This is a genomic window from Vibrio sp. SCSIO 43136 (assembly GCF_023716565.1).
In the GTDB taxonomy this organism is placed as follows: domain Bacteria; phylum Pseudomonadota; class Gammaproteobacteria; order Enterobacterales; family Vibrionaceae; genus Vibrio.
On sequence record NZ_CP071849.1, the window covers coordinates 109935 to 122320 of the forward strand.

A 12386-nucleotide genomic window follows, 5' to 3' on the forward strand; every position below is an offset into this window, starting at 1 on the left:
AATATTAAAATCAAGTCACACAAAAGGAGTCACCATGACAACTGCCAACCGCCAAATTGTTTTAGCGTCTCGCCCAGTGGGTGCACCAACGGCTGAAAACTTCCGTTTTGTTGAAGCGGAAAAACCTGTGGCCAACGATGGCGAGATTTTGCTGCGTTCGGTTTATCTTTCTCTTGATCCGTACATGCGAGGTCGCATGAGCGATGCTGAATCCTATGCTGACCCTGTGGCGATTGATGAAGCTATGGTCGGTGGTACCGTGAGTCAGGTGGAAGTCTCAAACCACCCAGATTACGAGGTGGGTGAGTGGGTACTGGCATTCTCAGGCTGGCAAGACTATGGGGTATCAAACGGTGAAGGCCTGATCAAATTGGGCAAAACGCCACAGTTCCCGTCTTATGCATTAGGTGTAATGGGTATGCCAGGTTTCACCGCTTACATGGGGCTGTTGGATATTGGTCAGCCGAAAGAGGGAGAAACGGTTGTCGTGGCTGCTGCGACAGGTGCAGTCGGCTCTATGGTGGGTCAGATTGCAAAGCTTAAAGGCTGCAAAGTGATTGGTATTGCTGGTGGAGAAGAGAAATGCTCTTTTGCGACAGATACGCTTGGCTTTGATGCTTGTATCGACCACAAAGCGCAAGATTTTGCTGCGCAACTTGCCGAGGTTTGTACCGATGGTATCGATGTGTACTTTGAAAACGTTGGCGGTAAAGTGTTTGATGCGGTAATGCCACTGCTTAACACTGGCGCACGTATCCCTTTGTGTGGCCTGATTTCACAATACAACGCCACTTCCCTGCCAGAAGGGCCTGACCGTATGTCGATGCTGATGGCAAAACTTCTGATCAAACGAATCAAGATGCAAGGCTTCATTATTTTTGACGACTATGGCCATCGATACGGTGAGTTTGCCGCAGACATGAGTAAGTGGTTAGCAGAAGGAAAAATCCAATATAAAGAGCACATGGTACAAGGGCTAGAACAGGCACCAGAAGCCTTTATCGGCCTGCTTGAAGGCAAAAACTTCGGTAAGCTTGTTGTGCAGGTGAATGAGCCGATGTAATTGTCGCTTTAACCAGATATTCACCTTAGGATACGGAACTTAGGTGGTGTCATCGCTCTCAGTGGCAAGTTGCTACTGAGAGCGATTTTTATAGGGGCAAGCGATCCTTGTTGCTTAAATTAGGCTTATCTGGCACTTATCAAAATCAATCGATGCCTGAACTCCTATCGGTGTCGTCAACATTGGATGAGTATGGCAGCTATCAAAGCCGTATAGGATCGGGACGCTTTTTCCGTTCAATACTTCTAAAAGCACGTCTAGCGGTGTTCGCCCTGTCCCTTTATCGTCAAACAGTTCATGTTTGCCAAGAATAATTGCTCCAACTTTATCAAACACGCCACAGGCCAATAGATGCGCAAAAGAGCGCTCGATGGTTTCTATGCCTTTTAGGCAATCTTCGAGTAATAAGATGTCCCCTTCTTCAATGTTCGGCATGTATGGACTGCCCCAGATCCCTGCCATGGTGTTGAGGTTGCCACCGATGATGCGACCTGTGACTCGCCCTTGGCCGATGAACTGCCATTCATTAGGCGTTACGGGTTTTGGGCCGTCTTGAGTTTCCCAGTTGATCATGGTGTCGGTCCAGAATTCAGGCATTAGGTACTGGTAGGGCTGCGCTAAGTCACCTAGGTGTGGGTTGGTGACCAGTTCTAGAAAGGAGTGCATGGTTTGGTCGACAAGCGGTGGGAACTCGCCAAATGAAGCCACCAATGCCGGGCCGTAGAAGGTGACTATCCCTGTTTTTGCGTAGATGCCTAGCAGTAAAGCGGTAACATCAGAATACCCAATGATGATCTTTGGGTCGCGTTTTAAGGCGTCGTAGTCAATGTATGGGAGTAATGCATTGCTGTTGTTGCCGCCAATGGTGGACATAATGCAGCGCACTTGTGGGTCACGGATCAATGCATTCAACTCGTCGGCTCGAGCTTGGATAGAGCCAGAACGATAACCATCTGAAACACCAGTGAGCGAGCCTGCAATCAGTTCAAACCCATGAGACTCTAAGTAGGATTTTGCTCGCTCAAATCGCTTTGGGGCGAATACTGTCGCAGGTGACGATGGGGAAAAGAAACCGATTTTGTCGCCTTTTTTGAGCGGCTTGGGGGTGATCATTGATGACTTCCTTGTACTGCTTTGATTCATAGTTAACTGTCTAATTTTATAGATAAAAATTCAACCACTTTATAAGAGTTCCATTTGACAATGTGCCATTACTTCCTCGCAAGTTGATAACTTAGATACAAAGCGATGTCTGGTAAAAAATTTTTTCTCCTGAGATGTAGATAATCTGCGTTGAATTTGTGATGCAGTGTCCACTTTGTAGTGCCCTCAGTTTGTTAAAGCGTGACCGAGCTAACTCAGCCCAGAGACTCCTCCCTGATGCTTGGCCCTTAAGGAGGGTTTGTTCAATTTATAAACCCTTAATATGGGATCACTATAAGAGCAATACAGTGGAGTAGTAACGTGAATTTTAGTAAGTCGATAATCAGTTTGTCGCTCGCCGCAGCTCTTGCGGGGTGTGGCAGTAGTGGTAGTGATGACTCTGGCTCAGAGACCAGCTTGCCTATAGAGCAATACGCTTGTTCTGCTGAAGAAGGTAATGATCTTAGAATCTACCAAGTTATGGTTGAGAGCTTCGTCAATGGGGATACCAGTATCGGCCATGGTACGGGTTACGGTACTAGCCATCACATGGGCGATATTCAAGGCATTATCGACTCGCTGGATTACATTGAATCTTTGGGTATGAATGCCATCTGGCTCACCCCAGTGTTTGATTCCGTGGCAGTATCTGGCCAAGACCATTGGGCAGATCGATTGGATGCTACGGGCTATTTTGCCACTAACTATTTCGCCATCGACCCAAGATTTGGCACTATGGAGAAGGCCAAAGAGCTGGTGGAGAAAGCCCACGCTAAGGGGCTATATGTGTTTTTTGATGGTGTTTTTGGTCACCACAAAGACAATGTTGTCGCTTCGCCGACGGGAAAACGACCAAGCGGTGGTAGTAATCCCGTGGACTACCCACAAAGCCTCGAGTTTTACAAAGAAGTGGCTCAATATTGGGTGACTGAACTCAAGATTGATGGCTGGCGTTTAGACCAAGCTTATCAAGTGCCTACCTCGGCTTGGGTGCAGCTCCGCAAAGCAGTCGACGAAGCTTCTCAATCCGTCACTTACGTAGACAAAGATGGTGCGATAGTAAACCCTCTTGGCTACATGGTGGCTGAGATCTGGAATAACGAAAACTACATCAAAGAGACGGGATATGGGGAAGAGGGCAGCCCGGCGCTCTGTTCGGCTTTCGATTTTCCGGTGCGTTACCGCATGGTGGAAACTTTCGGCATCAGTGAAGGTGGCACAGGGGGCAAAGGTGGTGACTGGCTCAATCAAGGCATGAGTCTACACTCTGTTTATCCTGATCATGCAACACCAAACCTGATGCTTGGTAACCATGATCTCGTACGCTTTGGTGATCTGTTGCAGCGAGGCAATATTGCCGAGCCAAATGAGGCCGAGTATTGGCAGCGCCATCGTGCGGTTTTCTCGTTCCAAGCAGCTTATACAGGCCCAATCACTACCTATTACGGCGAAGAGATTGGCGACCAGCTTGATGGATTTGCTGACAAAGTAGAAACCGACTGCGCTATTCAAGGATGGTGTGATGATCACGTTGCACGTACTTCTGGCAAGGTGGAGGGGGTTACGGGCGATGTGTTGGATGCTAACCAACAAGCGCTTAAAGCCTACATCTCTGAGTTGATGCAGCTAAGAAAAGATCATCCAGCCTTGTCTAATGGTGTGCGTACTAATGTTGTAGCTAATCAGAATCTTTATGTTGATCACAAGCAAGGTACAGATGAAGCTTTGCTTTATGTGGTGAGTACCAGTGATCAGGCTCAAACTGTGACCTTAAGTGGAGAGCATGCTGGGTCAGAAGGGGCGATTCAAGATCTTCAAACAAGCGAGTCGATCGCATTGGCCTCGGGTAACTATCAGTTTGACCTTGATCCGTTTGAAGCTCGTTTCTTTAAAGTAATACAGCCATCTGCGGCAGGGCCAATCTCTTCGTGGATTTCATCGGGTAGCGATGAGATCACGGGTGATGCGTTTATGGGGCAGTGTGATAACCCGGACGTCAGTGGTTCAGGGCCAATCAGCAGCCAGTTGTATGTCGTCGGTGAGACGACCGACTGGAAACACCTAGATGAGCGCAGACTCACCTATAAAGGACAAAATGTCTATCAACTGGTGATCAATGAGAATGCTGGTAGCGCTCGAATGCAATTTGCTGCGAGCACTTGGGACCCGCAATATTCTGCCACTGGCTTGGAGCTTAAAGTTAACCAAGAGGTGCCACTGGGGCTTGGCGGTTATGGTAAGGATTCATCGGCAACCTTGTTTGAATCAGGCCGATACGTGTATAGCTTGAAGTTCTCCGATGCAGGTCAACCAACATCGGTAATGCTGGCAAAGTGTAAATAAAAATAATCACTTACAATGTAGTAAGTGCTAGGTGTAGCGGCTAAGTAGGACTTAGCCGCTTTTTCATTCCTGCCGTTTTCGAAGCGTTATCTGTCGCACACTTTTCTTGCACGATTCTCATGGTTGAAAATGGGCTTGCTATGCTGTGGCATTACCCCTAAATAATTTGGGGTTGAGAATTATTCTCAGTTGATTCAGTATTGAGTTCAACATCAAAACATATTGAGGTAGCAGATTATGATAGATAGAGAATGGGTAAATCAGGCCATCGCCAAAATTGACGCTGACTTTCAACGTAGCGCCGATACTCACCTAATAAAGCTCAATCTGCCAAGTGTGCCAGATGTGGATGTTTACCTTAAAGATGAAAGTACCCATCCGACAGGGTCACTGAAACACCGCCTTGCTCGATCACTGTTTTTATTTGCACTGTGTAACGGATGGGTTGGGCCTAAAACCACCATCATCGAATCTTCTTCAGGCAGTACGGCTGTATCTGAAGCCTACTTTGCTCGTCTCTTAGGCTTACCTTTTATTGCTGTGGTGCCAAAGTCCACAGCCAAGAAGAAGATTGAACAGATCGAGTTTTACGGCGGTAAAGCCCACCTTGTCGATCACACCGATCAGATCTACGCAGAATCGCGCCGTTTGGCCAAAGAGCTCAATGGTCACTACATGGATCAGTTCACTTACGCCGAGCGAGCAACCGACTGGCGTGGTAACAACAATATCGCCAACAGTATCTTCGATCAGATGAAACTGGAGCGTTACCCAGTTCCATCTTGGGTGGTGATGAGCGCAGGTACAGGCGGCACGTCTGCTACCATTGGTCGCTTTATCCGTTACCAAAAATTCCCAACCCAATTGCAAGTGGTCGATCCTGAAAATTCTGTGTTCCACGATTACTACAAAACAGGTGATGCCACGCTCACAGGCGAATTAGGTAGCCGTATTGAAGGTATTGGCCGCCCTCGCGTCGAACCAAGCTTTATTCCAGGTGTGGTCGATAGCATGTCTACCGTACCAGATGCTGCTAGCGTGGCGACCATCAAATGGCTGGAAGGCATCATTGGCCGTAAAGTTGGCCCATCAACGGGTACCAACTTGTGGGGTGTATTGAAATTGGCTTCTGAGTTACAGGCCAATGGCGGCGGCTCCATCGTGACTTTGCTTTGCGATAGTGGCGAGCGTTACTTAGATACGTACCACAGCCCACAATGGGTAGAGGAGAAGTTCGGGGATATTAGTGAGTATACTGCGCAGCTGGAGTCTTTTTCTAAAACAGGAAAGCTCGTCTAATCAATAGTGACAAAGCCAGTTGCAATCAACTGGCTTTTCTATTTCCTTCCAGCATGACCTTTCTGTTTTTCTGAATTGGGCTAAAGTATGACTTTGTTACCCATTAAGATGAAGGACAAGGATGTACCGCATTTTAGTTATCCCCATGTTTGCTTTATTACTGGCCAGTGGTGCTGTTTCAGCAACGCAAGATCCCGCAGACGAGAAATTCGAGCGCATGATTATGGCGACGGCTGTTAGCATGCTAGATGAAGAACCTGTAGATTGCAGCTTTGGCCCACTATGTGCTGAAAAATGGCAAGTTCACTCGGAAGCTTCGATGTTGCGCTTGAGCAATTTCATCAGTGAAGTACATAACGAATGTAGAGAAGACGAAAGTGCACTGCCAACTGAGTTTGCGTTTAACATGGAGATGATTGCCGCCAATAACGCCGGCGAATATGAAGCGTATGTTGAAAAACAGCGTCGGCTATTCCCGCAGCCACAAACGCTATACACCGGTTGTGAGTTGGTGGCGCAAGCTGTGTTCGAGGATAAGCTATTAGCAGATAAAGCCTTGTTATCCCAAAGCCCCAAAGCCCCAATGCCCCTGTTCTCGAGTATTCCGCAGCGATTAAAAAACTATGCCAACCGGTGACTGATCTTAAACTCTGTTTGATCGATGAAACCTACGCTGGCCGGGAGATCTATAATACCATCAGGCAGAAGACAGGTAAGAGACGAGTTCGCTCAAGCCAAGGTTTAGAAAAAGAGTTCGTTGTTCAATATGAATCTGAGCTTGGTGCTAAGAAGTAGCTGCTCAGACCATTGGGGAATTACCATGCAGTGTTAAGTATTGTGAGTGTAATGCGGCATTACGTTTGCTCTTAGATTTTATTTGTGAACCAGAGGTTAAATCTAAAATATCATGGCTTATCTTTGACCGTATACGTGAACATTTATGTTCAAACGCAAACGTTAACGTTAGAATCGGGGCGTTTTACGTTGGCATACGCAGTAAGAGGCACTGATGACTACTTTATCTAAGTTTGAACTTTACGACATTAACAAAACTTACGAGGACAACTACGAAAATGGTCCTTTCTTTGAGGGTGAAATCCCAGCTCGCCCAGCCGTTAAATCGTCGCACAAGGTGTTTGATTTTGAAGTCAACTCACGTCTAGGTGTGCCTGCAGGTCCACTATTAAACAGTCACTGGTGTGATGTTTATGCGCAGCTTGGTTTTGATATCCCAGTTTACAAAACTGTACGTAGTGTTGAGCGTGTTTGTCACCCTGCGCCGAACTGTATTTTCCTAGATACCGACAAGCAATTTGGCAACAGTGAAATCAACGCAGAGATCCATCCGGGTCTGCGCCCTGCATCGGATGAGCAAATCACTATCACTAACTCTTTTGGTGTGCCTTCTCTTTCTCCATCAGTATGGATGAAAGACATCGAAGAAGGTAACCGCAAGATGGGCAAAGGTCAGCTAATGATCGCCTCTGTTAACGGTACGCCGGGTCTTGCTGAGCGCGATCTGGTTGAAGACTACGGCTACGTTGCAGCGATGGCAAAAGAAGCTGGTGCGAAAGTGATTGAAGTTAACTACTCTTGCCCGAACTTAGGCGGTAGTAAAGAGGGAGCATTGTTCTCAGACCCTGAAAACTCTGCCCTAGTATCGAAGAAAATCCGTGAGTCTATTGGTGATACGCCATTCATGATCAAGCTAGGTTGGATGCCAGCTGAGCAACTAGAAAAGGTGATTGAAGCAAACCGCCCTTACGTTGATGGCTTTGCGGCAATCAACACCATCCCACGCAAGGTTATCACTCCTGACGGTAACGCAGCGCTGCCGGGTGAAGGTCGACTAGCAAGTGGTACTTGTGGCTACGCAATCGGTGATTTGGCTGAAGAAGTGACTAAGAACCTAATTGACCTGCGTACTAAGTGGAAAGATGAGTTCGTGATTTGTTCAGTAGGCGGCATGATGACTGCTGCTGACCTGCACCGCCGCTTAGACATGGGCGCTGACATGGTAATGAGTGCGACCGCAGCGATGTGGGACCCGTACTTGGCACAGAAATTCCACCAGTACAAATAACGGTTACTGAGAATTGAACGAGAGGCGCTTTTAGCGCCTCTTCTAGTTTTTAGCGATTCAAAGTCGTCAGCTTAGCTTGGTGGATGCGCTGGCCTTGTGGTACAAACGACACCAATTATTCCTTCAAACAAAAGATTTATTATGAGTTTTGATATCAATGCACTAAGACACCACCAACTGGTCGAAGATGGTCAGTTAGAGGGCTGTTACATCCATCAGCCAGTACCTGGTAGTCTACAAGATGATGAAGCTGTATTAGCCGAGCGCCAAGCGCTAGAAAAATTGGGTTATAAGGTGGTTCAAGTGAAAGCCAAAGGTGGGACAACAACATTTGCCGAAGCGATGCAAAAGCTTGCGAAACAGACGGGTCACAAGTCCTAGGGACGATTTGTTTATTTGGGACAGGTGATGTTTATTTGGGACAGGCACCAATTTCTCCGATTTCTGGCCTCTCTTGAAGTCTTGAAGGGACTGAGTCTTGAAGGTGAGTCTTGAAGGGACAGTCTTGAAGGGACAGACACCAAATAATGGCAAATATTGGTGCCTGTCCCGATTTCTTGTTCTAATGTTCTAATGTTCTAATGTTCTAATGTTCTAAGGACAGACACCGATTGCTCGACATTCACTGATATTCATTGGCTTGCTTATAGCTAACCTTCTCCCATTAGCATAAGATACACGCCCTTAACTTAGTCCTGAGCCACTTATCGTTATGACAGATAACACACCGCAAGCAACATTTGCCGAGCTTGGTCTACTTCCAACCTTAGTCGAGCGACTAGAAGCGTTGGAATATAGCCAGCCGACACCTATCCAATCTCACACTATTCCATGTGCCCTTGATGGTCGGGATATCGTGGGTGGTGCCAATACTGGCTCAGGAAAAACAGCAGCATTTTCGCTGCCAATATTGCAGAAAATTGTTGAGCAAGGTGAAAATTATCGTGGTCGTGGCAACTTTGTGTCTCACCTGATTTTGGTTCCTACCCGTGAGCTAGCATCACAGGTAGCATACAACGTTAAATCCTACTCTTATCATCTTCGAGATAAGGTCAAAACCGTTGCGGTGTTTGGTGGTGTTTCAGTGAACCCTCAAATGCAAGCGCTCAGAGGTGGCAGTGACATCGTTGTTGCTACGCCGGGGCGATTACTCGATCTTATCTCTAGTAATGCGATCAAGCTGGATCACGTCAAAACACTTGTTTTAGATGAAGCTGACCGTATGCTGAGCCTAGGTTTTACCGAGGAACTCAACAAGATCCTTGCTTTGTTGCCTGAGAAAAAACAGACTCTGCTGTTCTCAGCAACCTTCCCTGATAAGGTTACTACATTAGCTCAGCATCTGCTTAATGATCCGGTCGAAGTTCAGCTTCAGAGTGCCGAAGCCAGTACTTTGGTGCAGCGTGTATTTAGTGTCAATAAAGGCGAAAAGACGGCAGTTCTTGCGCACCTTATTAAGCAACATAAATGGCGACAGACACTGATTTTTGTTAATGCGAAGAATGCCTGTAATCACCTTGCACAAAAGTTGTCTAAACGTGGTATCACGGCCGAAGTGTTCCACGGTGATAAGGGCCAAGGGGCTCGTACTCGTGTGCTCGAAGGTTTTAAGTCTGGTGAGATCCAAGTGCTTATTGCGACTGATATTGCGGCGCGTGGCCTTGATATTGAAAAGCTGCCAGTAGTGATTAACTTTGATCTCCCACGCAGCCCTGCTGATTATATGCATCGAATTGGTCGCAGTGGTCGCGCTGGTGAAGTCGGTCTTGGGTTATCTCTTATCGACTACGATGATTACCATCATTTCAAAGTGATAGAGAAGAAAAATAAGTTCCGTTTAGAGCGTGAGCAAGTGGAAGGTTTCGAGGTGGAAGACGACCAGAGTGAAGCTTATTTCAGACCAATGACGCCACGTGCCAAGCCAGAAGGCACAGGCAAAAAGAAAAAAAAGCGTAATCAGTAGAAAACGTATTCAGAGCCCAGTTTGGTCTAACAAGCTGGGCTCTGTTGTTTTTAGTACCTTTTATTGGCTAAGTTGTTCAAACCTAGGCAAGCTCTTAACAAACCTCTGGTGTACATCCATATAGGTTTGCATATAGATCTCATCAATTCGATCATCATTCGGGAAACTAGCAGAAAAATCGCTATGTTTGCGGTCAATGGATAGTTTGGCTGCCTCGATGATATGAGCGATGAACATTCGCGGGTCTTCCAAGCCGATAGAAATTCGCATTGTGGTCGGTTTGATGCCTGCTTCATTGAGTGCTTCTTCGTTGAGCTCAGAGTGAGTTGTGAGTGCTGGGCACAGTGCGACAGTGTTGGTTTGACCAAGACTCACTTGCATGCCGATGGCGGGCTCCAGCATGTCGAAAAACTGCTTAAATCCATCTCGATTGATGGGGGCTCGATTGCCGTTGCCTTCCATATCTATGGTAAATAGCGCAGCTGGTAATCCCAAGTGCATATTGCTCTGACAGTGTTGATAGTTGTCACTGTCTGGCAAAGCAGGACATGAGACATTGATATCTGGATGCGCATCAAAGATCTTGGCAAGCGTGAGCGTATTGATGGTTTTTTGCACCACTCGCATCTCATAAGTTTTCATGCCATTGAGTACTTCAAATGCCTTATCTGCATCCAAAAATGCGCCCTTGATGTAGTACACATTCCAAAATAGCGTCTCGTTCCATGGAATGATGGCTTGTTCACCGTTAGGTTTGGTGACGGTGACTTCTTCTCCTTTTGGTACAAACATGGTCTCGTTGCGACCGATGACAACGCCTGCGGTAGTGGTACCTGAACCTGCCAGCTCCTTGGTATAGGAATGAATGACAAAATCAGGCCTTTCCATCACATCGTCACGTTTTAATACGGGATGCAATAGTGGAGTCCCTACCGTAGAGTCAACAATGACGTCCCAACCACGCAAGTGAGCCGCTTTACTAATGTTGGCAACATCTAACACGTACCCATGGGGGTTACATGGCGACTCTAGGTAAACGTAGATTTTTTTTCCGGCAGCGAGGCGATCAGCGTGTTTGTTGGCCACTTCATCAAGGCGAGCGGCGAATTCATCTCCAGAGTAACCATCTACCCACTCGACGGCGACATTCAGGTTGGAAGGTTTTGCAAACCAATCTTCTAACAGCTGGTAAGAGCCGCCATAGATGTTACGCGAAGCTAGCACTATGTCTTCATGCCCGAGTAAATGGCTCAATAACCCATCAATGGCCGCCATGCCAGAGTTAAAGTTCCATGCAAGATACTCATTGGCTCTTGAGCCTGCTTCAAGGTCAACCATATGATTCGCCAGTGAAATCGACGTTGGGTTGAGCAGTCGCGAATAAATATCGTGTAGTGGCTCTTTGCCGTTAAATGCGTCTTCGACCCACTCGGTACAAGCAAACAAATAGGTTGCAGTGCGGGTTATCACAGGGCTTGCTGAGAAGATGGCTGCGACATTATCGAAGATAGGGTAGGCCCCTTTGGAGGCAAAGTGACCATTATTGGTCGCAATAGATTGGTACGTGGTGCGCATCGGGTTTTGCAGATTGTCGAGGATCTTGGCTATCTGGAATGACAAGAAGCGCTTAGCGTTAAACCAAGCGATTCGATCACTTTTGTCGAGATCGGAAAGCCCATCTAGGGTCAATGCCCAAAGGTCATGTGTTTTGGTGTTGGCTTTATATAGCGTGGTGGCTAGTTCAATCAATGTCGCACCGTAATCGCTGTTTGGGTCGATTCCAAAGTGCTGGGCTTGCTCGATAGCAAGGGCCTCTGCTTGCTCATGTTTGGTCGTTTTACGCAGTGGGCTAAGTTGAGTTGAGGTATTCATCGTTCCATCCTTTATTGTACCTCTAATAATTTTAGTGTTATAAAAATGTTAAAGATTGCGATTTGAGAAGTTGTTGACGATTGATGAGCAATAATCTTCCAAATCTAAGCGCTAAAGTGTTGGGATATGCCAATGGATGTGATCGATAAAAAAATTCTGGCTGAGCTACAAAGCAATGCTCGATTAACTAACCAAGAGTTGGCTGATAGAGTGGCGCTGTCACCATCACCTTGTTTGCGCCGAGTTCGGGCATTAGAGAAACAGGGGATCATTCGGGGCTACCATGCGAGTGTTGACCAAGAGGCGTGTGGCTTGCCGATTAATGTGTTTGTGCTGGTGAAGCTTGAAAAGCCGACAGAAGAGAATATGCGCGACTTTGAACGCCATATTGAAGTGATTGAAGAGGTAGTCGAGTGTTTTTTAATGACAGGGAATCACGATTACTTATTGCACGTGGTGAGTGAGTCTCTTAAAAGTTACGAGCAATTTATTCGCAAGCAGCTAACTCGCCTGCCAAACATCGCCTCAATAGAATCAAGCTTCGCTTTTGGTCAAGTTAAAGCAAAGACCAAACTGCCAGTGAGGTAGATTTTTATTTGGGACAGGCACTTTTTTGCGAA

General features: G+C 46.8%; 11 protein-coding genes. 9 read left to right on the plus strand and 2 right to left on the minus strand.

Annotation, left to right across the window (positions count from 1 at the left end):
* Positions 1 to 34: 34 nt before the first annotated feature.
* Positions 35 to 1063: an NADPH-dependent curcumin/dihydrocurcumin reductase gene (gene curA / locus J4N39_RS15380; protein WP_252025510.1), complete on the plus strand. Its 1029-nt coding sequence runs from the start codon at positions 35 to 37 to the stop codon at positions 1061 to 1063.
* 114 nt (positions 1064 to 1177) lie between these two features.
* Here the strand turns inward: curA and J4N39_RS15385 are convergent, their stop codons facing one another.
* Positions 1178 to 2176: a S66 family peptidase gene (locus J4N39_RS15385; protein ID WP_252025512.1), complete on the minus strand. Its 999-nt coding sequence runs from the start codon at positions 2174 to 2176 to the stop codon at positions 1178 to 1180.
* Positions 2177 to 2527: 351 nt separating this feature from the next.
* Between J4N39_RS15385 and J4N39_RS15390 the strand changes: the two genes are divergently transcribed.
* The 7 genes from J4N39_RS15390 to J4N39_RS15420 all read left to right on the plus strand — a co-directional run bounded on the left by J4N39_RS15390 (position 2528) and on the right by J4N39_RS15420 (position 9894).
* Entirely contained in the window at positions 2528 to 4549 is a 2022-nt protein-coding gene (locus J4N39_RS15390; RefSeq protein ID WP_252025514.1) for an alpha-amylase family glycosyl hydrolase, read from the plus strand.
* A gap of 237 nt (positions 4550 to 4786) precedes the next feature.
* Positions 4787 to 5848, plus strand: a complete 1062-nt coding sequence (locus tag J4N39_RS15395) for a PLP-dependent cysteine synthase family protein (RefSeq protein ID WP_252025516.1) — start codon at positions 4787 to 4789, stop codon at positions 5846 to 5848.
* A gap of 121 nt (positions 5849 to 5969) precedes the next feature.
* Complete coding sequence (locus J4N39_RS15400) at positions 5970 to 6485, plus strand: hypothetical protein (RefSeq protein ID WP_252025518.1); 516 nt, start codon at positions 5970 to 5972, stop codon at positions 6483 to 6485.
* Positions 6482 to 6643, plus strand: a complete 162-nt coding sequence (locus J4N39_RS15405; RefSeq protein ID WP_252025520.1) for a hypothetical protein — start codon at positions 6482 to 6484, stop codon at positions 6641 to 6643. The genes J4N39_RS15400 and J4N39_RS15405 overlap by 4 nt, the downstream gene beginning before the upstream one ends.
* Before the next feature lie 214 nt (positions 6644 to 6857).
* Positions 6858 to 7931, plus strand: coding sequence for a beta/alpha barrel domain-containing protein (locus J4N39_RS15410; protein ID WP_252025522.1), 1074 nt, complete (start codon positions 6858 to 6860; stop codon positions 7929 to 7931).
* A 141-nt stretch (positions 7932 to 8072) separates the two neighbouring features.
* Entirely contained in the window at positions 8073 to 8312 is a 240-nt protein-coding gene (locus J4N39_RS15415; protein ID WP_252025524.1) for a response regulator, read from the plus strand.
* A 331-nt stretch (positions 8313 to 8643) separates the two neighbouring features.
* Entirely contained in the window at positions 8644 to 9894 is a 1251-nt protein-coding gene (locus J4N39_RS15420; RefSeq protein ID WP_252025526.1) for a DEAD/DEAH box helicase, read from the plus strand.
* Positions 9895 to 9954: 60 nt separating this feature from the next.
* Here the strand turns inward: J4N39_RS15420 and J4N39_RS15425 are convergent, their stop codons facing one another.
* Positions 9955 to 11766 (minus strand): trans-sulfuration enzyme family protein, encoded by a 1812-nt coding sequence (locus J4N39_RS15425; protein ID WP_252025528.1) that lies wholly within the window; start codon positions 11764 to 11766, stop codon positions 9955 to 9957.
* A gap of 132 nt (positions 11767 to 11898) precedes the next feature.
* Here J4N39_RS15425 and J4N39_RS15430 point away from each other — a divergent pair, with 132 nt between their 5' ends.
* Positions 11899 to 12354: an Lrp/AsnC family transcriptional regulator gene (locus J4N39_RS15430; RefSeq protein WP_252026910.1), complete on the plus strand. Its 456-nt coding sequence runs from the start codon at positions 11899 to 11901 to the stop codon at positions 12352 to 12354.
* The last annotated feature ends 32 nt before the right edge of the window (positions 12355 to 12386 follow it).

Bases quoted from the DNA above. Each gene is read 5' to 3' on its own strand.
- curA (WP_252025510.1), top strand. From the start codon at position 35: ATGACAACTGCCAACCGCCAAATTGTTTTAGCGTCTCGCCCAGTGGGT.
- J4N39_RS15385 (WP_252025512.1), bottom strand. From the start codon at position 2,176: ATGATCACCCCCAAGCCGCTCAAAAAAGGCGACAAAATCGGTTTCTTT.
- J4N39_RS15395 (WP_252025516.1), top strand. From the start codon at position 4,787: ATGATAGATAGAGAATGGGTAAATCAGGCCATCGCCAAAATTGACGCT.
- J4N39_RS15400 (WP_252025518.1), top strand. From the start codon at position 5,970: ATGTACCGCATTTTAGTTATCCCCATGTTTGCTTTATTACTGGCCAGT.
- J4N39_RS15410 (WP_252025522.1), top strand. From the start codon at position 6,858: ATGACTACTTTATCTAAGTTTGAACTTTACGACATTAACAAAACTTAC.
- J4N39_RS15415 (WP_252025524.1), top strand. From the start codon at position 8,073: ATGAGTTTTGATATCAATGCACTAAGACACCACCAACTGGTCGAAGAT.
- J4N39_RS15420 (WP_252025526.1), top strand. From the start codon at position 8,644: ATGACAGATAACACACCGCAAGCAACATTTGCCGAGCTTGGTCTACTT.
- J4N39_RS15425 (WP_252025528.1), bottom strand. From the start codon at position 11,766: ATGAATACCTCAACTCAACTTAGCCCACTGCGTAAAACGACCAAACAT.
- J4N39_RS15430 (WP_252026910.1), top strand. From the start codon at position 11,899: ATGGATGTGATCGATAAAAAAATTCTGGCTGAGCTACAAAGCAATGCT.